Origin of the sequence: Clostridium sp. Marseille-P2415 (assembly GCF_900155545.1) — a bacterium.
Lineage (GTDB): Bacteria > Bacillota > Clostridia > Lachnospirales > Lachnospiraceae > Lacrimispora.
The window spans coordinates 2,117,820-2,140,181 of record NZ_LT732526.1 but is presented as its reverse complement, the minus strand read 5'-3'; the positions used below and the strand labels follow the sequence as shown (position 1 = coordinate 2,140,181).

General features: G+C 46.3%; 21 protein-coding genes. 15 read left to right on the top strand and 6 right to left on the bottom strand.

Translation table 11 applies throughout. From position 1 onward, the window contains the following. The first annotated feature begins 72 nt into the window (after positions 1 to 72). A complete protein-coding gene (locus tag BQ9856_RS14770) occupies positions 73 to 276 on the top strand; it encodes a carbon storage regulator (protein WP_077611710.1) in 204 nt (67 codons plus the stop codon). Positions 277 to 394: 118 nt separating this feature from the next. Then, positions 395 to 2,206 (top strand): flagellin N-terminal helical domain-containing protein, encoded by a 1,812-nt coding sequence (locus tag BQ9856_RS14765; protein WP_077611709.1) that lies wholly within the window; start codon positions 395 to 397, stop codon positions 2,204 to 2,206. Positions 2,207 to 2,262: 56 nt separating this feature from the next. Here BQ9856_RS14765 and BQ9856_RS14760 read toward each other — a convergent pair whose 3' ends face one another. Continuing rightward, positions 2,263 to 2,937 (bottom strand): response regulator, encoded by a 675-nt coding sequence (locus BQ9856_RS14760; protein ID WP_077611708.1) that lies wholly within the window; start codon positions 2,935 to 2,937, stop codon positions 2,263 to 2,265. After that, entirely contained in the window at positions 2,930 to 4,525 is a 1,596-nt protein-coding gene (locus BQ9856_RS14755) for an ATP-binding protein (RefSeq protein ID WP_077611707.1), read from the bottom strand. The genes BQ9856_RS14760 and BQ9856_RS14755 overlap by 8 nt, the downstream gene beginning before the upstream one ends. A gap of 165 nt (positions 4,526 to 4,690) precedes the next feature. Here BQ9856_RS14755 and BQ9856_RS14750 point away from each other — a divergent pair, with 165 nt between their 5' ends. Both BQ9856_RS14750 and BQ9856_RS14745 read left to right on the top strand, forming a co-directional pair. Beyond that, a complete protein-coding gene (locus tag BQ9856_RS14750) occupies positions 4,691 to 5,860 on the top strand; it encodes an exonuclease SbcCD subunit D (protein WP_077611706.1) in 1,170 nt (389 codons plus the stop codon). After that, complete coding sequence (locus tag BQ9856_RS14745) at positions 5,857 to 9,027, top strand: SbcC/MukB-like Walker B domain-containing protein (RefSeq protein WP_077611705.1); 3,171 nt, start codon at positions 5,857 to 5,859, stop codon at positions 9,025 to 9,027. Before BQ9856_RS14750 ends, BQ9856_RS14745 begins: the two co-directional genes overlap by 4 nt. A gap of 62 nt (positions 9,028 to 9,089) precedes the next feature. On the opposite strand, the gene BQ9856_RS14740 is transcribed toward BQ9856_RS14745, so the two are convergent. Then, positions 9,090 to 9,413 (bottom strand): helix-turn-helix domain-containing protein, encoded by a 324-nt coding sequence (locus BQ9856_RS14740; RefSeq protein WP_077611704.1) that lies wholly within the window; start codon positions 9,411 to 9,413, stop codon positions 9,090 to 9,092. A gap of 247 nt (positions 9,414 to 9,660) precedes the next feature. Between BQ9856_RS14740 and yiaK the strand changes: the two genes are divergently transcribed. The 9 genes from yiaK (at position 9,661) to BQ9856_RS14690 (ending at position 19,143) form a co-directional block, all read left to right on the top strand. After that, on the top strand, positions 9,661 to 10,668 hold the full coding sequence (yiaK, locus tag BQ9856_RS14735; RefSeq protein WP_077611703.1) for a 3-dehydro-L-gulonate 2-dehydrogenase: 1,008 nt from the start codon (positions 9,661 to 9,663) through the stop codon (positions 10,666 to 10,668). A gap of 35 nt (positions 10,669 to 10,703) precedes the next feature. Continuing rightward, a complete protein-coding gene (locus BQ9856_RS14730; RefSeq protein ID WP_077611702.1) occupies positions 10,704 to 11,327 on the top strand; it encodes a hypothetical protein in 624 nt (207 codons plus the stop codon). 21 nt (positions 11,328 to 11,348) lie between these two features. Next, the gene (locus BQ9856_RS14725; RefSeq protein WP_077611701.1) at positions 11,349 to 11,855 is read left to right on the top strand and encodes a dihydrofolate reductase; all 507 of its coding nucleotides are present in this window, start codon (positions 11,349 to 11,351) and stop codon (positions 11,853 to 11,855) included. Between the two features lie 162 nt (positions 11,856 to 12,017). Continuing rightward, complete coding sequence (locus tag BQ9856_RS14720) at positions 12,018 to 12,908, top strand: sulfide/dihydroorotate dehydrogenase-like FAD/NAD-binding protein (protein WP_077611700.1); 891 nt, start codon at positions 12,018 to 12,020, stop codon at positions 12,906 to 12,908. Continuing rightward, positions 12,908 to 14,296 carry an NADPH-dependent glutamate synthase gene (gene gltA / locus BQ9856_RS14715; RefSeq protein WP_077611699.1) on the top strand — a complete coding sequence of 463 codons (1,389 nt, stop codon included), beginning with the start codon at positions 12,908 to 12,910 and terminating at the stop codon, positions 14,294 to 14,296. The genes BQ9856_RS14720 and gltA overlap by 1 nt, the downstream gene beginning before the upstream one ends. A gap of 60 nt (positions 14,297 to 14,356) precedes the next feature. Continuing rightward, positions 14,357 to 15,748: an MATE family efflux transporter gene (locus BQ9856_RS14710; RefSeq protein ID WP_077611698.1), complete on the top strand. Its 1,392-nt coding sequence runs from the start codon at positions 14,357 to 14,359 to the stop codon at positions 15,746 to 15,748. A gap of 97 nt (positions 15,749 to 15,845) precedes the next feature. Beyond that, positions 15,846 to 17,090, top strand: a complete 1,245-nt coding sequence (locus BQ9856_RS14705) for a C40 family peptidase (protein WP_077611697.1) — start codon at positions 15,846 to 15,848, stop codon at positions 17,088 to 17,090. Between the two features lie 274 nt (positions 17,091 to 17,364). Continuing rightward, complete coding sequence (locus BQ9856_RS14695) at positions 17,365 to 18,057, top strand: iron-sulfur cluster assembly scaffold protein (protein ID WP_077611695.1); 693 nt, start codon at positions 17,365 to 17,367, stop codon at positions 18,055 to 18,057. Positions 18,058 to 18,132: 75 nt separating this feature from the next. Beyond that, the gene (locus BQ9856_RS14690; RefSeq protein ID WP_077611694.1) at positions 18,133 to 19,143 is read left to right on the top strand and encodes a GGGtGRT protein; all 1,011 of its coding nucleotides are present in this window, start codon (positions 18,133 to 18,135) and stop codon (positions 19,141 to 19,143) included. Between the two features lie 520 nt (positions 19,144 to 19,663). On the opposite strand, the gene BQ9856_RS14685 is transcribed toward BQ9856_RS14690, so the two are convergent. Beyond that, complete coding sequence (locus BQ9856_RS14685) at positions 19,664 to 20,056, bottom strand: helix-turn-helix domain-containing protein (protein WP_235839220.1); 393 nt, start codon at positions 20,054 to 20,056, stop codon at positions 19,664 to 19,666. A 309-nt stretch (positions 20,057 to 20,365) separates the two neighbouring features. Here BQ9856_RS14685 and BQ9856_RS14680 point away from each other — a divergent pair, with 309 nt between their 5' ends. After that, the gene (locus BQ9856_RS14680; protein WP_077611693.1) at positions 20,366 to 20,578 is read left to right on the top strand and encodes a hypothetical protein; all 213 of its coding nucleotides are present in this window, start codon (positions 20,366 to 20,368) and stop codon (positions 20,576 to 20,578) included. 144 nt (positions 20,579 to 20,722) lie between these two features. Then, positions 20,723 to 20,941 carry a helix-turn-helix domain-containing protein gene (locus BQ9856_RS14675; protein WP_077611692.1) on the top strand — a complete coding sequence of 73 codons (219 nt, stop codon included), beginning with the start codon at positions 20,723 to 20,725 and terminating at the stop codon, positions 20,939 to 20,941. A 99-nt stretch (positions 20,942 to 21,040) separates the two neighbouring features. Here BQ9856_RS14675 and BQ9856_RS14670 read toward each other — a convergent pair whose 3' ends face one another. Next, positions 21,041 to 21,556, bottom strand: a complete 516-nt coding sequence (locus BQ9856_RS14670; protein WP_077611691.1) for a hypothetical protein — start codon at positions 21,554 to 21,556, stop codon at positions 21,041 to 21,043. Positions 21,557 to 21,690: 134 nt separating this feature from the next. After that, entirely contained in the window at positions 21,691 to 22,329 is a 639-nt protein-coding gene (locus BQ9856_RS14665; RefSeq protein WP_077611690.1) for a superoxide dismutase, read from the bottom strand. Between the last annotated feature and the right edge of the window lie 33 nt (positions 22,330 to 22,362).

The window sequence follows — 22,362 nt, the reverse complement described above, 5'->3', positions numbered from 1 at the left end:
ACATTGTGGGAAGAATTGTAAATATATGATTTTTTTACTAATTCTTAGTTTGCGAACAAGGAGGTGAAGCGAATGTTATCTTTGGGAAGGAATCCGGGTCAATATCTTGTTATCAACAATAATATTATTATCCAGGTGGTCTCCGTAGACGGGGACTTACGGCTCGCTATTGATGCTCCAAAAGAAATTTCTATTGTAAGAGGTGAAATTTATGAAGAATGTCATGCTGTTCCCCAGTGTTTAAAGCGCCTGAAGGAAAAGAGTATGAGATGGTGAGATGAGAACTGATTTCAATTTTTCATTCAGGGCCCGAATGGAGAGTTTGAAATAAATAGAACAAAAAGAAACTTGGGGGAAAAGGAAGTCCCCGCCATAATTCAAGGAGGTTATACTTATGAGAATTCAACACAACATTACGGCTTTAAACGCTTACGGAAATTTAACAGGAAACAACAATTCCGTATCTAAGAACCTGGAGAAGCTGTCTTCTGGTTATAGGATCAACCGGGCAGGCGATGATGCAGCGGGTCTTGCTATTTCCGAAAAGATGAGAGCCCAAATCACTGGTCTTGATACTGCCAAGAAGAATGCAAACGACGGTATTTCTTTAATTCAGACAACAGAAGGCGCATTAACTGAAGTTCATTCCATGTTAAACCGTATGGTGGAGCTGGCAGACCAGTCAGCCAATGGTACTTATCAGGATAATGTAGACCGTGAGAATCTGCAGAAAGAAGTTACTTCATTAAAGGATGAAATTAACCGTATTTCCGAAGGAACGAACTATAACGGCATTACGCTTCTTGACGGTTCCCTGTCTGCCTCCGGCTCTACCGCATCCTCCGCAGCAAAAGCAGCGGCTGGTCTCAGTACGGAATTTAACGGTGGAGAATTAACCATTGTTGATGTTGCAGCCACAAAGGGCAGCTATACTAACGCTGCATTCAGCAATGGCGATATAAAAAATGGTGAGACGCTGGAATTGACAACCACTTTGAACAATGGCAAAAATGTAAAGGTTTCACTGACTGCCAGGGATTATACGGACGGTACGGCCGGTGGAGAACTGGTCGGTTCAGATGGCTCTGTTTATGGAAAATATGCAGCTGGCGGAACCACTGGACCAACAGCTGTCGAGCTCGGAAAAGCGTTAACGGGTGCTCTGAGAGATAGTGATATCGGTAAAGATTTTAAGGTTGCGGATAATGGAGACGGTACCTTTACACTGACCAATAAGGTGGCAGGTGCTGACGCACCGCAGGTACTGGCAAATTTTAATGCTACCATTAAAAATGCTGACGGTACCATGAAAAGCCAGGCTACGAAATCTTTGACCTATACAAAAGGAGCAGATGCTTATCAGACGATCGATGGTTCTCAGTTTACAGGCAAAGAATATGATGGCACAGACCAAACCGTACTGACCATCAATGATAAAAAATTTGCAATTATTGTAGAACAGTCTGATTCTGAAGATACTGCCAAACTGGTTAAAAAGGCATCTGATGCAGGTCTGGAAATTATTAAGGTAAGCTCCGTAGATGATACCAATGGTACATTTGCAACCGCCGGAGACGGGTCACTTAAATTAGATGTAGACGATTCCGCTGCTTCCGGTAACGATAAGAAGAATGATGCGGCAAAGCTTCAGGGAGATGCCATTGCAGTGGCTCTCGGAAAGGCCCTTGGCATGAATGTGGCATTTGTTGGGGGCGCCGGCGATAAATCGGCATCTCCCAGCACTGCAGTAGCCTCTCATTTCGAATTCAAAGCTGACACAACCATTGATCCTGCAAAGAAAAAGGGGGCAGGCCTGACTCTCCAGATTGGTGAATCAGCACAGGAGTTCAACCAGATGACGGTTTCTGTAGGAAGCGTGGATACAAAAACCTTAGGCATTGCCGGCATTGATATCGGCACACAGGCAGGAGCAAAGAGTGCGGTTGATTTAATTAAAAATGCTATTAATTCCGTATCTTCCACCCGCGGTGACTTAGGAGCTCTTCAGAACCGTCTGGAGCATACCATCAATAACTTAAGCGTGACCTCAGAGAATATGACAGCAGCAGAAAGCCGGATCCGTGATGTTGATATGGCACAGGAGATGATGGGATTAACCAAGAATAAGATTCTTGTTCAGGCATCCCAGGCAATGCTTGCTCAGGCAAATCAGATTCCCCAGGGTGTGCTTCAATTGTTACAGTAGTCAATATTGGGGCCGCTGCACAAATGTGCGGCGGCCCCTTTTGAGTGCGCCTGGGCTTATACATAGCGGTAAATAATAGAAGGCCGCCCGCCGGTCGTATAATCAATGTCGCTCATGATTTCCTTTTTATCTAAAAGGTAATTCATATATCTCCGTACCGTGACGCGGGAGAGGTGGACTTCTTCCGCAATTTTTTCACTGGTAAGAGCCTCCAAACGGTGCAGCTTCATATAGTTTAGAATCGTATCCAGCGTCTTTTCCTGCAGCCCTTTACGGAGTACATCCTGCTGGGGAGATGAAAACGCTGGAGATTCGAAAAGGGAATCCAGCTGCTGTTGGGAAAAATTCTCCTGATTTAATAATTCCTGATGTTCCATGAATCTTGCAAGCGCGTGATTGAAGCGGACATATTCAAATGGCTTTACAAGATAGTCGATAACGCCTAAGGATAATAACTGTTTTACATGGGCAGCGTCACTGGCAGCCGTGACCATGATCACATCGGTCTGTTTTTGAAGCTTGCGGATTTCCGTCAGCAGCTCCACCCCATCCATAACCGGCATATAGACGTCAAGGATGGCTAAGTCCGCAGAGTGGTCATGTAAGTATTCCAGGGCTTCCTGACCGTTGGAAAAGTGTCCGGCAACTTTTAAATATTTATTCAGCTCAACATATTGTCTGTTTATGGATGCGACCATGGGGTCGTCCTCAATAATAATTACGTTATACATGGTGTTCCTCCTCTGTAAAGGTGATGACGAAAGAAGTGCCTGCATCTTCTTCTGATTCCATCTCGATCACCCCGTGGTACCGTTCAACCAGACTTTTGATCAGATACATGCCGGAACCGCGGCCGCTGCCTTTCGTGGAGAATCCTTTTTCAAATATCCTGCTTTGAATCTCAGGCGGAATTCCTTTTCCTGTGTCATCTACGGAAAGAATGCTGCCGGATTTCCAGATATTGATTCCGATCTCAATTTCTTTCATCGCTCTGTTTTCGTGATTTAATTCCTCAATGGCATTTTCAATCAGGTTCCCAAGAATCGTAATATAGAGATCGGCCGGCAGGTTTAAATGATCCTCCCGGCAGGAACTGTCCGGTTTCAGAGTCAGGCTGATACCCAATTCACCGGCCCGAATGATTTTGCCTATGAGCAGGGCGGCAATGCTGGAGACCTGGATTTTCCGTGTGACCTCACTGACCGCCTGGGTGGAAACCATACTGGTATTACGAATAAAGTCGGTAACTTTCTTAAGTTCTCCCATCTCAATATATCCAAGAATTACATGCAGTTTGTTTTTGAATTCATGATTAAATGCCCGGAGCGTTTCAACCATATAGCGGGCACCGGTCAGTTCTTCTGCCATTTTAGTCACTTCTGTTTTGTTTCGGAATATGGAAACAGCGCCTATGGTTTTGTCCTGTTCAATGATTGGAATGAGGCTGGACATGATGTGCTTGCCGCGTATCATGAGGCTTATGTTGTATTCAGGCACAGAAGTGCGAAGAACTTCCGGAAGCCTGGTTTCCGGATAGATATCCGTAAGTCTGGTGCCGTATTCCGGCATTTCGCTTAAGTCAAGGATTTTTTTTGCGGATTCATTGATGAGAATCAGCTCGCCGCCGGTATTGATCGCAAAAATGCCTTCTTCCAGCGCATCGAGAACTTCTTTTCCCTCGATATGTATTTTTCGGAATTCCTCCGGCCGGTAACCAAACAAAATTTTCCGCAGCCGGTTATAGAGCATACCGGAGGTCAGGAATCCTATGAAAATTAATACCGCGGCGAGGAGCATAAAAATGGACAGGATGTTTTTTGTCAGCTGCATAATGCTGGTGGTCAGCACGGATACCATGACAAATCCTATGATTTTCCGATCCTCATCCTTAACAGGAAAAAAAGCGCGCCGCTGTTTTCCCAGGGTACCTTTTCCGTTTGTGATATAAGGTTCGGCACCGTTTAGGATGTCTGCTTCATCGCCGCCTGTAAAGGACTTTCCTATTAAGTCCTTGTTATTATGATAAAAGCGTATGCTCTTTGTATTGCAGATGGTAACAACATCAATATAATCCAGCTTTTCGACCAGATGATCCAGATACCGGTTAAATTCCGGAGAGGAGGATCCCTTTTTTAAGATATCCACAACTTCCGGAGTCTCTGAGAGGAGAATGCCAATATTGCGGATATTCATATCCAGAGAATTCTGTTTCGTAACCAGGTTATAATACAGGGATACGCCGAGAGACAACAGGATTGCCAGCGTGATCCCGAATATCTGGGATATATAGATTTGATGTTCCAATGGTTTTTCTTTCATGAGAGATCCTCCCTATGAAACCTATTGTAGTAAAACTGTACAGAAAAATCAACGGCTTACCATTATCCTCTCTGCACTTTTTGGATGGAGTCTCTGTTCAGTCCCTTTGAATTATGGTATCATTGAAAAAAGTACAGAAAGCAGGAGGGAGCAGGAGGAAAGATCATGAAGATGTTTCATTTGTCTGATTTACACATCGGAAAGCAGTTAAACGGCTACAGCTTAAAGGAAAATCAGGAAGCAGTCCTTGTACAGATCGTGGATTATGCGGCCGCTATTCATCCGGAAGCGATCCTGATCTGCGGCGATATCTATGATAAAACGGCGCCTTCGGGGGAGGCCTACACTATATTCGGCAATTTTCTGGAAGCTCTCTCTGAGATAAAGCCTCAGATATCAGTTCTGATTATTGCAGGAAATCACGATTCTCCGGAACGGCTTTCCTATGCAAGTCCTTTTCTGGAAAAGCACCGCATCCATTTATCGGTATTTCCGCCCCAGAGCCCGGAGGAACACTTGAAAAAGGTGGTGTTAGAGGATGAATACGGCCCGGTGAATTTCTATCTTCTGCCCTTTTTAAAGCCCGGGTATGTCAGACAGCTTTTTGCGGAAAACCAGCCGGATGGGTATGAGAGCGCCGTAAGGGCTGTTTTGGAGCGGGAAACCCTGGATGCAGAACAGCGCAACGTCCTGTTATCCCATCAGTTTTATACATCCGGCGGCAGGGAACCGGAAACCTGCGAATCGGAACAGGCGGTCATCATGGCAGGCGGCCTGGACCGGGTGGATGTGTCGGTTTTATCCGGATTTGATTATGTTGCCCTGGGGCATCTTCACGGTTCGCAAAAGGTAGGAAGGGGGTCGGTCCGGTATTGCGGAACTCCTTACAAATATTCGGTCAGCGAGGAATACCATCAGAAGTCTGTCACCGTTGTGAAGATGGGAAGAAAAGGTGAGGAGCCGGAAGTCGAATTTCTCCCTTTAAGGGGGATCCAGGATGTCAGACGGGAAAGAGGAAGCCTGGAGGAAATCCTGTCAAGGGCAGCAGAGGAGAACCGCCATGATTTTGTCAGCATTACACTTACCGATGAGGAAGAGCCTTACCGGGTCAGGGAGCGTTTGGAAGAAGTATTCGACCATCTGCTGGAGCTAAGGGTGGATAATGAGCGGACCAGGAAAAAGCTTATGGAAGGGGGAGAGCCGGTTCCGGTTTTAAAGCCGTTAGAGGCTTTCCGGCAATTTTATAAGGCAGTAAAAGGCGAGGAGATGACGAAAGCGGCGGAAGAGGCCATGGAGCGGATCGTACAGGAAGCAAAGGAGGAAGAAGGAATATGAAGCCACGTAAGCTGACCATGTCTGCATTCGGTTCCTATGGCGGAAGCGTGGAGGTGGATTTTGAAAAGATCGGCCATGGGGTTTTCCTGATTACCGGAGATACGGGAGCAGGGAAGACGACTATTTTTGATGCCGTGGCATTTGCGCTGTTCGGAGAAACCAGCGGACAGAAGCGGGAACCTTCCATGATGCGAAGCCAGTATGCGGAGGATGATGAGGAAACTTATGTTTCCTTAACGTTTTCCGAACGGGGAGAAAGCTATGAAATCAGGAGAAGTCCTGCATATACCCGGGTCAGTAAAAGAAAGAATAAAAACGGAGAATATCCAGCCATTCTGGTTCCTGCAAAAGCAAATCTTTTCCTGCCTGACGGAACCGAGTTTGCAGGCAGCCTCCGGGATATCAATCAGAAAATCCAGGAAATCGTAGGCGTGGACCAGAACCAGTTTTCCCAGATCGCCATGATCGCCCAGGGCGATTATTTAAAGCTTCTCCATGCCTCCTCCAGAGAGCGGAAGGAAATATTCTCCAGAATTTTCAATACAGGGATATACAGCAGGATCCAGATGAAATTAAAGGAACGGAACAACGAACTTTACGGCAGGCTTGAGGATAACCGGAAGCTGTGCTTTCATGAGCTTCAGAACATGGAGCTTTTAGAGGAAAGTCCATATGCGGGGGACTGGCGGGAACTCCTGGAATTTAAGGAAACAAGGACACAAGATATCAGAAGGCTTCTGGCTTCTGTCCTGGATGAGATAAGAGAGAAGGAGCAGAAGCTTCACGAGGAAAAGGACCGCAGGGGAAGGCTTCTTTCTGAGGTGGAAGGCCGCTTGAGCCGGGCAGAAGAGGTTAACAGGCTTTTTTACGGTCTGGAACAGGCGGCCGCCGGCTTAAAAGTTCTGGAAGAACAGAAGGAAAAATGGCTGGAGGCGATGGAACGGTTAAATGCGGCCAGACAGGCGGATAAAGCAAACGTGCCGGAGACCCGGTTTCTGGATAAAAAAAGGGAGTATGAGACTGCCACTTTGAGGCTGGAACGGCTGGAGAAGGAACTGGGTGACTTGAATCTGGCCCTTGCGGCTGCGAAAAAGGCGGCGGAGGCCGGCAGAGAAGCCAAAACAAGGGAGGTTCCGGAGCTGTCAGTCCGCATTACCCGGCTGAATGAGGCCATGCCGCTTTATGACCAGTGGAAAGCCGGAAAAGAAGCTTACCGTGAAAAGAAGCTGGAAGAAGAGGAAGCTGGCAAGCATCTAAAAAACATAGAGACAGAACTGGCGGATTTAAAAGAACGTCTGTCAGCCAGCGAAGCGAGACAGGAACAGCTGGAGGAGCAGTCAGGACATCTGCCTGAAATAAAGCAGAAGAAGGCCGTGCTCATGGACAGGCAGCAGGCACTCAATGGTCTTTATGATGCCGTAAAGCGTCTGGAGTCTGATACTGAGAAAAAAGAGGAAATCCAGACGGCAGCCATAAATGCCCAGAGGAGCTATGAGCAGGCCGAAAAGGCTTATAATGACATGTATCGGGAGTTTCTGGCTCTGCAGGCCGGGATCATGGCGGACAAGCTGACAGAGGGATGGCCCTGTCCGGTCTGCGGCTCCACGCATCATCCCCAAAAAGCGGAACTTAAAGAGGGGGCTGTCACTCAGGATAATGTGGAGCAGGCAAAGGAAGCCCGGAATCAGGCGGAAAAACAGCGGTCCAGGGCAGCAGAGGCCGGCATCATGGCATTTGAAAGCTGCCGGCATCAGGAAGAGCAGATCGAAAAAGAAGTCCGGAAATGGCTTGGTGATCCGTTCCATCCGGAACAGTTGAAAGTCAGTCTGTCCGAAGAACTGCAGTCTTGCAGGAATTTATTAATGGATATAGAGAAGGAAGAAAAGGAAGCTTCGGAAGCGGACCGCCTTCTAAGGGAAATTCTGGAGGTCCGAAAAGCGGACCGGAAAAAGCAGGAAGAGCTGGAGCCTGAAAGGGAGAAGGCATTAAGCGCCTGGCAGGAGAGGAAACTGACAGCCGCTGCCCTTTTCACGGAGGCAGAACATTTGAAGGCACGTCTTCCTAAACCCGATGAAAAGGAGGCCATAAGAGAACTGGATTGCTGCGAAAGGAGAAAAGAGGAGCTGTTAAAGGCAGAGGAGCAGGCAGAGGAACGGTTTAAGCGTATTTCGGAAGAGGAAAAGGAGAAAAAAGGACGTCTGGCTTCCGAACAGGAAAATGCCCAGGAAGGCCGGTTCGCCATGGAACATGCATATAAAGCTTTTCAATCAGCCGCAGCAGAGCTGGGATTTTCCTCAGAGGAGGATTACCAAAGGGCAAAGCAGGCACCGGAAACCATGAAGCAATGGGAAGAAGAGGTATTGGACTACGAAAGGGCGCTGTTAAAGGCCAGGACCATTTACAGCCAGTACAGAGAACAGACGGAGGGACGGGAGAAGATAGAAACAAATCAATGGGCCGAACAGGCGGCAGTGCTTAAAGAGGAACAGAAGCAGCTTCAGAATGAGGAGGCAAGGCTCACCGGAATCCGCAGCAGGACGGTTCAGGCGGAAGAAAATTTAAAACGGCTGTGGACGGAGCGGGAACAGCTGGAAGAGGAGTACCGTCTTTACCACACCTTATTTCAGACTGCCAACGGGAAAATGGCCGGTTCCGTCAGTCTGGACTTTCAGACCTATGTCCAGCGGCAGTATTTCAACCAGATGATTCAGGCGGCAAACAAACGGCTGAAGGTGATGACGGACGGCCAGTTCCTGCTTCAGTGCAGGGAACTGGATTCCCTTGGGAAGCAGGGAGAGGTGGGCCTGGATCTGGATGTTTACAGCATGGCTACGGATAAGATCCGGGATGTAAAGACCCTTTCCGGCGGAGAATCCTTTCTGGCAGCTCTGGCCATGGCACTTGGCATGGCTGATATCATTCAGCGGACGGCGGGGAATGTGTGCATGGATGCCATGTTTATTGATGAGGGCTTTGGCTCTCTGGATGAAGAAGCCAGGCTTAAGGCAGTCCTCATTCTAAAGGAACTTGCAGGCGGACGCAGACTCATCGGGATCATATCTCATGTGACGGAATTAAAAGAACAGATCGGAAAAAAGCTGCTGGTGAGAAAGACGGAAAAGGGAAGCAGGATACAGTGGGACTTAGATATACCGGGCGGCATTTAACCTGGAGCGTGCGTATCCGCAGGAAGTTCCATTCTCTTAGAATACGCACGCTCCGGCCGGCATCAGCCGTTCTTAATTTTCCCCTGCAGGTCCAATAACAGGCTCAGCAGGTTTTCAAGCGCCTTGCCGTTTAATGGCTTCAGCTCTGAGATCAGTTCATTCAGAAGTACAGGATTTGAATTGTCTTCATCGAAAAATTCCCTGGGAGTCACATTCAGAAATTCACAGATGGACAGGAAATTCTGCATGGACGGCATGGATTTTCTGTTTTCAATATTGTTAATATAGTTATCTGCCTGTCCCATGGACAGGCTCATATCCCTGGCCGATAAGCCCTTTTGTGTCCGAAGCTGTGCCAGTCTCTCTGGTATGTAATTTTCATCCATTGGTATTAATCTCCTTTTCATAAATTTTAATCCATACAAGAGTTATAATTGCCAATTATACAAGAGTATTATAACTAAAATAATAGATGAAAACTACTATTATTGTATTGCATCAAAGGGATCTGCAGCGATATGCCCCTATTTCATGAGCGGAACAGGACCGGTCTTGTTTACAGGAATTCAAATTTCCGATATAATGATAGAAGGTTATATAACTCAATAACAGAAAAGTACCGAGGTGAATACAATGAGGGTATCCTATGATGAAATGAAAGCAGCAATAAAACGTGCCTTTATAAAGCATGGCCTGTCAGAAGAAAAAGCGGAGATTTGTGCAAAAATACACACTGAAACCACTTATGATGGTGTTTATTCTCACGGGACCAACCGGGTAGCGCGTTTTTGCGGTTACCTGGACCGGGGCTGGGTGAAAAAAGATGGAGAGCCGGAGCTTAAAAAAGAATTTGGAGCCATCCGGATTTATGACGGAAACTTAGGGCCGGGAATTACCAATTCCTTATTCTGCTGTGAAAGAGCGATGGAACTGGCGGACCGGTATGGAATCGGCATGGTGGGAATCCGGAATACCACCCACTGGATGCGCGGCGGTTCCTATGGGAAATACCTGGCTGAAAGAGGATACATTGGGATCCTATGGACCAATACCGAGTCCGTTATGCCCCCGTGGGGAGGTAAGGATCCAAGAATCGGCAATAACCCCATTATCTTTGCTATGCCGGGGGAGGATGGAAAGCCGCTGTTTATGGACATGGCCATTTCCCAGTATTCTTATGGAAAACTTCAGGTGACCAGACTGGCGGGAAAGAAGCTTCCCTATCCGGGCGGATATGATGAGGAAGGGAATTTAACGGATGTTCCGGGAGATATTGAGAAGAGCAGACGGATTCTTCCGATGGGATATTGGAAAGGCTCTGCCTTTGCATTTATGCTGGACGTGCTGGGAGCCGCCCTGACTGAGGGGAAATCGGCCAAAAACATGGACGAAGAGGACCGGGAAAGCTGTACCGGCTGTTCCCAGGTCTTTATTGTAATCAATCCTGACACTTACAGCGATGCAGAAGCAATCAGGGAAAAGGTGAAGGAAGCTTCCGGGTATTTAAAAACCTCGGAACCGGCAGAACCGGGCAGCGATATCCATGTGCCGGGAGAAGGGCTTGAGAGATTTCATAAGGACCATGATGAAAACGGCATTTACGTGGATGACAGTATCTGGAACAAAATTTTAAGCCTGTAAAAACAAGAGGAATCAGCGAAAAGAAAGGAGATACCATGTTAAAATGTGAAAGAACCAGTGTCATGAACATAGAAAATGCCATTCGGGGTGCGAGAAATCCCATGAACAGCTGGGACCGTATGGACAGCAGTTATAACGAAGAAGGGGAATACATCCTGGGCCCCAATGATCTGGGTCTTGCAAAGCGTTTGAGAAAGGCAGGAAGCGATCACCGCAAATACATCCGGCAGATTTTTGTGTCAGTGGATATCACGGCACCCATATACTGGTGGAAAGAATACGATACCTATAAAGTGTCTACCGTAGCGAATTCTACGAGCACCATGCACAAAATCCACAGCAAGCCCTTTGAAATGGAAGATTTCAGCCATGACCATATGACAGAACAGACTCTGGCATTTATGGAAACGGTGGTAGCACAACTGGAGAAGATCCGTCTCCGTTACATAGAGACAAAGAATAAAGAAGACTGGTACGATTTGATCCAGCTCCTCCCATCCGGCTACAATCAGATGAGGACATGCACTTTGAATTATGAAACGCTGATCAATATATATTTTTCAAGGCGTAATCATAAGCTTGAGGAATGGCATGCTTTCTGCCGGTGGATCGAGAGCCTTCCCTATGCAAAAGAACTGATCCTTGCGGAAGAAGAATAAAGGAAAGGGATGAGTTGACCTATGAATATCATTGTTGCAGTGGATAAAAACTGGTCCATCGGCAATCAGGGCCAGCTTCTCGTTTCCATTCCTGAGGATATGAAATTGTTCCGGGAGGAAACCCTTGGGAAAGTAATTGTCATGGGACGGAAGACATTGGAGAGCTTTCCCGGAAAGCAGCCGTTATACGGAAGAACCAATATCGTGCTGACTAAGAACCCGGATTATAAAGTAAAGGGAGCGGTTGTCTGCCACAGCCTTCCGGAAGCTCTGGAAGAACTTCGCAAGTATTCTGATGAGGACTGTTTTATCATTGGCGGGCAAAGCCTTTATGAACAATTCCTTCCCTATTGTGATGCGGCGCATGTAACTTATATCGACTATTCGTACAGCGCAGATACCTGCTTCCCCAATCTGGATCAGGATCCGTCGTGGGCGATGGCGGCAGAAAGTGACGAGAAGACTTATTTTGATTTATGCTATACCTTTCGCATGTACCGGCGGAAAGAAGCCGCTGGTAAAAGATAATAAAATAATAAATCGATAAAAATTTAATGATATTTTTCGATAAATATTGTCAGCCGCCGATAAAAATGATAAGATGATATAAGTGCCATTTCATCTGATTGTTGGGGAAGGCTATCAGGAATGGTGTATAGGTATATTCACAAAGACATTAGGAGGATAAAGATGTACAAGATTTTAAAAGCAGAGATGTTAGCTGACAAGATCTATCTGATGGATGTGGAAGCACCCCGGATTGCCAAAGCCTGCCAGCCTGGAGAATTTGTTATCGTTAAGATGGATGACAGAGGAGAGAGAATTCCGCTTACCATCTGTGATTATGACCGTGAGAAGGGTACCGTAACCATTGTATTTCAGACAGTGGGGGCCAGTACGGAAAAGATGGCCGGGTTAAAAACAGGAGACAGCTTTGAAGATGTGGTCGGTCCTTTAGGCAATGCGTCTGAATTCGTACATGACGGCATAGAAGAAGTAAAGAAAAGAAAATATCTGTTTGTAGCCGGGGGTGTTGGAACTGCTCCTGTTTATCCCCAGGTAAAGTGGATGAGAGAACACGGCATAGATGTTGATGTTATCATGGGTTCAAAGACCAGGGATTTATTGATCCTGGAAGATGCCATGAGAGGACAGGCCGGTAATTTATATGTAACTACGGATGACGGCTCTTATGAAAGAAAGGGCATGGTAACTGAGGTAATTAAGGACCTGGTTCAGAATCAGGGTAAAAAATACGATGTGTGTGTAGCCATCGGACCGATGATCATGATGAAGTTCACCTGTCTCCTGACCAAAGAATTGGACATTCCGACCATTGTCAGCTTAAATCCGGTCATGGTAGACGGAACCGGCATGTGCGGTGCCTGCCGTATCACGGTTGGCGATGAAGTAAAATTTGCCTGTGTGGATGGACCGGAGTTTGACGGACACCTGGTTAATTTTGACGAAGCCATGAAGCGCCAGATGATGTATAAATCAGAAGAGGGGCGCGCGGCTTTAAAAGCCCGTGAAGGCGATACTCATCATGGCGGATGCGGACTGTGTGGAGGTGACAAGTAATGGATGTATTAAAGAAAGTACCAGTTAGAGAACAGGACCCAAAGGTCAGAGCGACGAACTTTAAAGAGGTTTGTCTTGGATATAATGAAGAAGAGGCAATGGAAGAAGCCAGCCGCTGCATTAAGTGCAAGAATCCCAAATGTGTGGCCGGTTGTCCGGTATCCATTAACATACCCGGATTTATTAAGGAAGTGGAGGAAGGAAATTATGAGGATGCTGCCAAGGTCATTGCGGAATCCTCTGCCCTTCCGGCAGTCTGCGGCCGTGTATGTCCTCAGGAGAGCCAGTGCGAAGGCCAGTGTATCCGCGGAATCAAAGGGGAGCCGATTTCCATTGGAAAGCTGGAGCGTTTCGTAGCAGACTGGTCCAGAGAGCACGGATTTGTTCCGGCTGCACCGGAGAAGACCAACGGTAAAAAGGTAGCTGTCATTGGTTCCGGTCCTTCCGGACTTACCTGTGCCGGCGATCTGGCCAAGATGGGCTATGAGGTCACGATTTTCGAAGCCCTTCATGAGCCGGGCGGTGTATTGACCTACGGCATTCCGGAATTCCGTCTTCCTAAGGAGGCTGTGGTTCAGCCGGAGATCGACAACGTGAGAAAGCTTGGCGTTAAGATTGAGACCAATGTGATCGTTGGCAAGTCCGTGACCATTGATGAACTTTTTGATGAGGAAGGCTTCCAGGCCGTTTTCATCGGTTCCGGAGCAGGTCTGCCAATGTTCATGGGAATTCCGGGAGAGAATGCAAACGGCGTGTTCTCCGCAAATGAATATTTGACCAGAAGCAATCTGATGAAGGCATTCCGCGAGGATTATGATACCCCGATCGTAGCCGGTAAGAGGGTAGCAGTCGTAGGCGGCGGAAACGTTGCCATGGATGCGGCCAGAACCGCTCTTCGTCTCGGAGCGGAAGTGCATGTTGTCTATAGAAGAAGTGAGGCAGAGCTTCCTGCAAGAGCAGAAGAGGTTCACCATGCAAAAGAAGAAGGAATTATTTTTAACCTTTTAACCAACCCGGTGGAGATCCTCACGGATGAAAAGGGCTGGGTAAAGGGAATGAAATGCATCAGAATGGAACTTGGCGAACCGGATGCTTCCGGCAGAAGAAGACCGGTAGAGGTAGAAGGATCTGAATTTGTCATTGACGTGGACACGGTTATCATGTCCTTAGGTACTTCACCGAATCCGCTGATATCAAGCACCACCAAGGGACTGGATATTAATAAGCGCAGATGCATCATTGCTGAGGAATCCACAGGAAAGACCAGCAAGGAAGGCGTATATGCCGGAGGGGATGCGGTGACAGGAGCCGCAACCGTTATTCTGGCTATGGAAGCCGGACGGGCCGGTGCAAGAGGAATCCATGAATACCTTTCTGCAAAGGAATGATCCATATAGTAAGGGCTGCCGGTTTTCTGGCAGCCCTTTTGGGACGGAGTACACTTATTTATGAGCAAAAAAGTTGATTTATTAAGAGGGCATATTTTTACATCTTTAACTGGCCTGGCGCTGCCGATCATGGTAACGGCTCTGGTCCAGATGGCCTACAACTTAACGGATATGGCCTGGATCGGCTTCGTCGGTTCTCCGGCCGTTGCTGCGGTCGGGGCGGGAGGCATGTATGTCTGGCTTTCCCAGGGCGTTGTCGCCCTGGCAAAGATGGGCGGCCAGGTAAAGGTGGCACATGCTTTGGGAAGCGGAAATATTGAGGAAGCGGCAAAATACGCTTCCGGTTCGATACAGATGGGGATACTGTTTGCTTTCCTGTATGGGGCGGCGGCGATTTTTGGAGCAAGGCCTTTGATCGGATTTTTTGGATTAAGCGATGCTGTCATCATCCAGAATGCCCAGGTTTATTTAAAAGTTACCTGCGGCCTGATCCTGTTCTCCTTTTTAAATTCGATTATCACCGGGATCCTGACGGCTATGGGAGACAGCAGGACTCCGCTGTTTGCCAATGTGGCCGGTCTGGCTTTGAATATGATTCTGGACCCGCTCCTGATTTTTGGTTTTGGCCCGATAAAAGGTTTCGGAGTATTGGGGGCTGCTGCTGCAACTGTCATGGCTCAGGCCGTTGTGACTGCGGTGTTTCTGGCAGCAATAAGAAAAGACCGGATGCTTTTCCATAAGGTGAAGGTACTTCATAAGGTTTCATGGACTCATATAAAGACCATGATCCGGATCGGTTTTCCTGCTTCCGTACAGAATCTTATCTACACCAGCATTTCCATGGTATTAACCCGTTTCGTGGCCGGATTTGGAGATACGGCGGTAGCGGTTCTGCGTGTGGGGGGCCAGATCGAATCCATCTCCTGGATGACAGCGGATGGATTTGGGGCTGCGATCAATTCCTTTAGCGGACAAAATTACGGAGCAGGACAATATGACAGGGTGAAAAAGGGATATTTCACAGCGTCAGGAGTTATGTTTGTCTGGGGATTATTCAGCTCGGCCCTGTTAATCGGTCTTCCGGAACAGATATTCGGATTGTTCATCCATGAAGCGGATGTGATTCCCATGGGAGTGCGTTATCTGGTGATTCTGGGCTTTTCCCAGATGTTCATGTGCATTGAGTTAACAACGGTAGGGGCCCTTTCCGGCCTGGGAAAAACCCTTTTATGTTCGGTCATAAGCATCGTGTTCACTACAGCCAGAATACCTCTTGCCATGGTCTTAAGCGGTACGGCTCTTGGGCTTGACGGAATCTGGTGGGCTTTTACCGTTTCCAGTGTCATCAAGGGGATTCTGTTCTTTTTCTGTTTCATAAAGGTGGCGGATAAGCTGCCTCAGGCTGGAAATGCAATCCGGGTGGAAACGGATAAAGTTCCGGACGGGTATTAAAAAATTCTAAAATTTCTAAAATAGGACTTGAATTTTACCCCTGTTTTACGTTAACATATAGGTTAGGATTAGAAAATACTGTAAAAAGGAACGGACGATGAAACGAAAAATACAGATTATTAATAGAAGAAATGCAGGGGTACTCAGAAAACTGCTTTGTGGCCTGCTGGTGGGCACTATGGTCTGCAGCCAGAGCGTACCGGCCTGGGCTACATCAAAGGCGGAGAAAGAGAAGCAGGAAGCGCAGAAAAAGTTGGAGGAGGCCAATAAAAAGGCCCAGGAAGCGGAAAACAATAAGAGCGCTGCCCAGAATCAGGTGTCCAAGCTGTCTTCCGATTTAACGGCTCTTTTATCGGATATTAAAATACTGGAGACCGATATGGCCAACAAGGAAGTGGAGATCAAGAAGGCCGAATCCGATTATGAAGCGGCTAAGAAAGAGGAGGAAAAGCAGTACGCTGCCATGAAAAAGAGAATCCAGTACATGTACGAAAAGGGAGATACGGAATATCTGGACATTTTCCTTCAGGTAAAGAACATGTCGGACCTTCTTAACAAGGCAGAGTATGTTGAGGGAATTTATACATATGACCGGAACATGCTGGTAACTTTCCAGGAGACGAAGCAGAAAGTGGCTGATTATAAGTCTGACCTGGAGGAGGACAAGGCTGAGATGGAGGTTATGGAGCTGGAGTACAAGGAGCAGCAGACCCAGCTTGAGGACCTGATTGCGACAAAGAAAAAGGAAGTTTCCAATTTTGACAGCCAGCTTGCCAAGGCAAAGCAGGATGCGAACGTTTATGCCCAGACAGTTGCAAAGAAGAACGAGGAAATCCGCAAGGCGAAGGAAGAGGAAGCCAGAAAGAAGGCCGCCGAGGAAGCCCGGAAAAAAGCAGAGGAAGAGGCAAAAAAGAAGGCATCATCAAGCAAAAAGACTCCGGCTTCCAGTAATAACAACAAATACACCGGTCCATCCGCGTCCAAGAGCAGCGGTGGAACGGCAGAGGGCCGCGCGGTTGCGGATTATGGACTCCAGTTCGTGGGGAACCCCTATGTATTTGGGGGAACCAGCCTGACCAATGGTACGGATTGCTCCGGATTCGTCCAGTCTGTTTACAGGCATTTTGGTTACTCCGTTCCAAGAAATTCTTCGGAGCAGCGTTCCGCAGGCCGTGAGGTATCCTATTCCGAAGCACAGCCGGGAGATATTATCTGCTATGCGGGCCATGTGGGAATCTATATCGGCAATGGACAAATTGTCCATGCAAGCTCCCCGTCAACCGGGATCAAGGTGGGAACGGCTACCTACCGGACCATACTTTCAGTCAGAAGAATCGTATAGTGAATATAGAAAGCAGGATGCCAAAGGGCTGGAAGGAATATTTCAGCCTTCCGGTATCCTGCTTTTTGCAGCGGTTTTTAATGTGGGATCAGCAGCAGGAAAAAGACCGTGGGAGAGAAGGAAAAACGGAGGTTTTAAGGCCGTTCGATTTCCTGTTTCAGGTAAAAAAGACTTGCGGAAATCGACATAATGTGAGAAAATATAATCAAGTATGATGTGATATATTTAACAAAGTACTTTTCACAATTATTACTTATTTGAAAGGAGTTTTAACATGATTTATTCACAGGAAGTAGAAGAGATGTGCACAGTGGCACAGGGCGTTCATCACGGCGCTGCTCCAATCCCAGAAGAAGCAAAATGGGTAAAATCTAAAGAAGTTAAAGATATCTCCGGTTTGACACATGGTGTTGGCTGGTGTGCTCCGCAGCAGGGTGCATGCAAGCTGACTCTGAACGTAAAAGAGGGAATTATCCAGGAAGCATTAGTAGAGACAATCGGCTGCTCCGGTATGACACACTCAGCTGCTATGGCAGCAGAGATCCTGCCGGGCTTAACCGTTTTAGAAGCATTAAATACAGATCTTGTTTGTGACGCCATCAACACTGCAATGAGAGAATTATTCTTGCAGATTGCATACGGCAGAACTCAGAGTGCATTCTCTGAAGAAGGACTTCCGGTAGGTGCGGGACTGGAAGACTTAGGAAAGGGTCTCCGTTCACAGGTTGGTACCATGTACGGAACATTAAAGAAGGGTCCCCGTTACTTAGAGATGGCTGAAGGCTACGTAACCGGAATCGCACTGGATGCAGAAGATCAGATCATTGGCTACCAGTTTGTAAGCCTTGGAAAGATGACTGACTTCATCAAGAAGGGTGACGATCCGAATACGGCTTGGGAAAAGGCAAAAGGACAGTATGGCCGCGTTGCTGATGCTGCTAAGATCATTGACCCAAGACATGAATAACCGGATCGGCAAAAGCCTGATGGTATCCGGTTATCAAAGTGAAGATATTTGGCCAATAATAAGGAGGACAAGAGAATGGCATTATTTGAATCATATGAGAGAAGAATTGACAAAATCAATTCTGTATTAAACAGCTATGGTATCGCTTCTATCGAAGAAGCTGAGAAGATTACAAAAGATGCAGGTCTGGATGTATACGAGCAGGTTAAGAAGATTCAGCCGATCTGCTTTGAAAATGCCTGTTGGGCTTATACGGTTGGTGCAGCGATCGCGATCAAGAAAGGCTGCAGAAGAGCAGCAGACGCGGCAGCAGCCATTGGGGAAGGTCTTCAGGCTTTCTGTATTCCGGGTTCCGTTGCTGACCAGCGTAAAGTAGGTCTGGGACATGGCAACTTAGGAAAGATGTTGCTGGAAGAAGAGACCGACTGCTTCTGCTTCCTGGCAGGTCATGAATCCTTTGCAGCAGCAGAAGGTGCCATCGGTATCGCTGAGAAGGCAAACAAGGTTCGTCAGAAACCATTAAGAGTTATTTTAAACGGTTTAGGAAAGGATGCCGCTCAGATCATTTCCAGAATCAACGGATTTACATATGTAGAAACAGAGATGGATTACTACGCAGGCGAAGTAAAGGAACTTTGGAGAAAATCCTACTCAGATGGTTTAAGAGCAAAGGTTAACTGCTATGGTGCAAACGACGTAACAGAAGGCGTTTCTATCATGTGGAAGGAAGGCGTTGACGTTTCCATCACAGGTAACTCCACCAATCCAACCAGATTCCAGCATCCGGTTGCAGGAACCTATAAGAAGGAATGTACGGAAAAGGGCAGGAAATACTTCTCCGTAGCTTCCGGCGGCGGTACAGGACGTACCCTTCACCCGGATAATATGGCAGCAGGTCCTGCTTCCTATGGTATGACAGATACAATGGGACGTATGCACTCGGATGCCCAGTTCGCGGGTTCTTCTTCCGTTCCGGCTCACGTTGAAATGATGGGGCTTATCGGTATGGGCAACAACCCCATGGTCGGCGCTACCGTTGCTGTGGCAGTCGGCATCGAGGAAGCTGCAAAAGAAGGTAAATTCTAAGGAAAAACCTTGGTTTTACAGGGAAAAGTACTATTTGATAAAGGGAAGAGGAGTCGATTTTTCGGCCCCTCTTTTTTCAGTACGCCCGGCGGACGCATGTTCTTACGAGTGATAGCCGTGATAACATTAAGTGAATTCTGTAGCATCGTTATCTTAGACCCCAAAAGGGGACAAGAGGGAGTCGGGTCATTGACTTTCTGACGAAGACCATAAGACGTGAAATACTGGAAAAGCAACGTTGAAAACCCTTCCCTTGCGCTTGGTGTATCACCAAATTCAGTGATATTCGGCAGAACCGAACGTTATTTATAATAGAGTGGCAGCATGGCAACAAAAAAGGGAAGGAGATTTACATATGACAAATGATAAAAAGCACTCTGCAAATTGTAAGGACTCTAACAAAACAAAACAGCACATTATAAGGATTATTCAGATGCTACGCTCTGCTACTTTAATTCAGTTAGAGGAACTGGAGGTATTCATTAGAAATTATCTTACATAAGTGAAATTGACCAGTATTTTACTGGTCTTTTTTCAGGTTTGCCATATATTTTAAAGCTATTTCATTCAGAACCTTTTTGCTTGCATCATCTAACTGCTCATAAGTAGTAATAAAGTTCTTTATTGCATCAGCAATAACAGAATCAGTATCTTTTAAGAGCATAGCAGTATATTTCATTACTTTCTGCTGTTCTGTCAGTTGCTTAAACATTTCACCTTCTCCGGTTCGGAGCCATTCTTCACTAATATTGAATTTCTCACAGATATCATCAACAAGTCTGTCACTTGGTTTTCCTGTTACAACAAGTTTGGATATATATTGTTGCGAAACCTTTAACTTCTTGGCAACCTCTGTCTTGGTCAAATTTAGTTCTTTTAAGACTAATCCTATTCTTTCATTAATTGCTCCCATTCTACACCTTCTTTCTGAAATCAATATAGCATGAGGATTTTCAATTGTCAATAAAAAGCACAACTAAGTTGTGAAAAATACTTGACTCAACAATTTGGGCGTGATAATATACAACCGGGTGGTGATAAGGTTAGAGATAGAGAAGGAAAATATCTGAGGCGGAGGGGAAGAAAAAATATCTCCATATATTTTCTTCAAGTGGTGTGTATGCCGCTAAATCATCCTCTTTCTTATGTGCCCGGCTCTGGCAGGAGCCTGTATCGAAAGGAAGGAATGACAAATTATAGCAATAGAAAGCGAGGTGATAAAATGTTAAATTTGGAACTGAAAAAAGAGCAGGAAATCAATAACATGGTTACGGTCCTGAAGCAGCTTGACTTAACTGGTATCCGGCTTTTGACAAGGGACGCTAATACGTTACTTGCTTTAAAGCTGGAAGTGGCCAAGGAAAATGAATTGTATCAGGAGGACGGAAGAGAGGGATGGAAAAGAAGAAACCGCGTATCACTATGGTTTGGATAGCAATAGCGGTTGAGGCTCAATCGGAACTGATGGAGGGAAAGCCTGATATGATTACATATTCATGCAAATCATGTGCTTACCGCAGCTGCTGTCCGGAGTGCAGTAGACGATACCCATGTAAAGACTACAAAAGGAGGGAGCCTGATGGTAAAAACTTACGAACCGCTTTATACCGTCAAAGAGGTATCTAAAATCTTAAAAACAAATACTGATGCCGTGTATGCCTTGATAAAGCAAGGGCAGCTTCCGTGTTTATTGCTTGGTTCTAAAAAGATAAGGGGATCTGATCTGGAACGATTCATTGAACAGTACCCGGCAGTACCCTTGAAACCAGAGGAGGAATCCCATGCAGAAGTACTTTGAAAACTTAGATGATTACAACGGTCGCAGGAGACATCCGCTGATGGATAAGGCTGACGGCTGCAAAAGGAAGGCGTATAAACACCTTCCCGTTAAAAATTATTAACATAATATACCTGTCATTACTGACAATGGAATAAAAACAGAGATTGGAAATGGGACAGGGAATGGAGGAACTGGGGAGGGAATAGGAAAATATACGGTACTCCATATATATCCGATAACCCCAACAGAACTAATTGCCGTCATGTAAAAAGGTAACGAAATAGCAGGAAGTGAAGGATCGATATAGATACCTATATGAATCCAGTTATTTAATAAGCATGGTGCCGTAAGTTCTGTTTCAGTGTTACCGTCTACAGGAACTGTCCAATGCTGAGGTTCATCATGATCATTTGCAAGGCCTGACCAGTCTTGAAATAAGGGAGGCGGTCCACTTGACGGAAACTGCATTTCTAATGGTTTTTGAGATAACTGTGCACTGAAATTACCTGCATAGTCTGATAATTGGGACAGAGTATATTGCTGTCCTCTTGAATCGGTTACCTGACTTATTTCGGTAGGAACGATTGCTTCGGTTGGGCAGATTACCTCTATTTGTTGATTTGCAAGTATCATAGGAGCTCCTTAAAATGTTTTATAGTTTAATATATATGTTTGCTTTTATAGCTGCAGCAAAACCTCCAAACCTGGTAATTCCGTTTTACAACAGTTTGGAGGTCCGCACCTATATGGCTTTTGCAGGTCAGTGCTCAGGCATTTATTGCAGTGAGACAATTTCTATAACGCTCGTCTGCCTGTTCCCAGCTTACGACGTGGAACCAGTCCTCAAGGTAGGCGGCCCGGTCATTAAAGCGCTTTAAAAAATATGCGTGTTCCCACACGTCAACGCCGGCAACAACACAAAAATTATCTGTGATGGGCGTATTCTGATTCGGTGTTGTTCGGATGCTGAGCAAGCCGTTCTGGTCCATGACCAGCCAGGCATATCCGGATCCGAATATAGTCAATGCATATCTTTTAAATTCATCAAAAAAATGTTCCACCGTGCCGAAATCCCGTACTATGGCCGGATACAATGCCTCTGCCTGGGAACGTGTCAGGGAATTTGTCATGCCGCCAAAATATATGATGTGATTGTAAAGTCCTCCACCATTATTTATGATGCCCTGGCGTATCTCTTCCGGAAGGCTTTCCGGGTTTGTAAGCATCTCTTCCAAAGACAAATTTTGCAGTTCCGGATAGTCTTTCAAAAGATCATTAAGATTCAACACGTATCTTTGTACGAGTCTGTCATGGTGCACATACATTGTTTGTGTATCAATATAAGGTTCAAGTGAGTCATATGCATATGGAAGCGGCGGGTTCACAAATGGATAATGTTCATTCATAGGCTGATTTCCTATATATTATTTTTTAATATA

What these genes read in the sequence shown, in the direction of transcription:
- BQ9856_RS14755 (WP_077611707.1), bottom strand. Translation starts at nt 4,525, where the DNA reads ATGAAAGAAAAACCATTGGAACATCAAATCTATATATCCCAGATATTC.
- yiaK (WP_077611703.1), top strand. Translation starts at nt 9,661, where the DNA reads ATGAGGGTATCCTATGATGAAATGAAAGCAGCAATAAAACGTGCCTTT.
- BQ9856_RS14705 (WP_077611697.1), top strand. Translation starts at nt 15,846, where the DNA reads ATGAAACGAAAAATACAGATTATTAATAGAAGAAATGCAGGGGTACTC.
- BQ9856_RS14685 (WP_235839220.1), bottom strand. Translation starts at nt 20,056, where the DNA reads ATGGGAGCAATTAATGAAAGAATAGGATTAGTCTTAAAAGAACTAAAT.
- BQ9856_RS14770 (WP_077611710.1), top strand. Translation starts at nt 73, where the DNA reads ATGTTATCTTTGGGAAGGAATCCGGGTCAATATCTTGTTATCAACAAT.
- BQ9856_RS14745 (WP_077611705.1), top strand. Translation starts at nt 5,857, where the DNA reads ATGAAGCCACGTAAGCTGACCATGTCTGCATTCGGTTCCTATGGCGGA.
- BQ9856_RS14725 (WP_077611701.1), top strand. Translation starts at nt 11,349, where the DNA reads ATGAATATCATTGTTGCAGTGGATAAAAACTGGTCCATCGGCAATCAG.
- BQ9856_RS14710 (WP_077611698.1), top strand. Translation starts at nt 14,357, where the DNA reads ATGAGCAAAAAAGTTGATTTATTAAGAGGGCATATTTTTACATCTTTA.
- BQ9856_RS14670 (WP_077611691.1), bottom strand. Translation starts at nt 21,556, where the DNA reads ATGATACTTGCAAATCAACAAATAGAGGTAATCTGCCCAACCGAAGCA.
- BQ9856_RS14720 (WP_077611700.1), top strand. Translation starts at nt 12,018, where the DNA reads ATGTACAAGATTTTAAAAGCAGAGATGTTAGCTGACAAGATCTATCTG.
- BQ9856_RS14760 (WP_077611708.1), bottom strand. Translation starts at nt 2,937, where the DNA reads ATGTATAACGTAATTATTATTGAGGACGACCCCATGGTCGCATCCATA.
- BQ9856_RS14680 (WP_077611693.1), top strand. Translation starts at nt 20,366, where the DNA reads ATGTTAAATTTGGAACTGAAAAAAGAGCAGGAAATCAATAACATGGTT.
- BQ9856_RS14765 (WP_077611709.1), top strand. Translation starts at nt 395, where the DNA reads ATGAGAATTCAACACAACATTACGGCTTTAAACGCTTACGGAAATTTA.
- BQ9856_RS14675 (WP_077611692.1), top strand. Translation starts at nt 20,723, where the DNA reads ATGGTAAAAACTTACGAACCGCTTTATACCGTCAAAGAGGTATCTAAA.
- BQ9856_RS14690 (WP_077611694.1), top strand. Translation starts at nt 18,133, where the DNA reads ATGGCATTATTTGAATCATATGAGAGAAGAATTGACAAAATCAATTCT.
- gltA (WP_077611699.1), top strand. Translation starts at nt 12,908, where the DNA reads ATGGATGTATTAAAGAAAGTACCAGTTAGAGAACAGGACCCAAAGGTC.
- BQ9856_RS14730 (WP_077611702.1), top strand. Translation starts at nt 10,704, where the DNA reads ATGTTAAAATGTGAAAGAACCAGTGTCATGAACATAGAAAATGCCATT.
- BQ9856_RS14665 (WP_077611690.1), bottom strand. Translation starts at nt 22,329, where the DNA reads ATGAATGAACATTATCCATTTGTGAACCCGCCGCTTCCATATGCATAT.
- BQ9856_RS14695 (WP_077611695.1), top strand. Translation starts at nt 17,365, where the DNA reads ATGATTTATTCACAGGAAGTAGAAGAGATGTGCACAGTGGCACAGGGC.
- BQ9856_RS14750 (WP_077611706.1), top strand. Translation starts at nt 4,691, where the DNA reads ATGAAGATGTTTCATTTGTCTGATTTACACATCGGAAAGCAGTTAAAC.
- BQ9856_RS14740 (WP_077611704.1), bottom strand. Translation starts at nt 9,413, where the DNA reads ATGGATGAAAATTACATACCAGAGAGACTGGCACAGCTTCGGACACAA.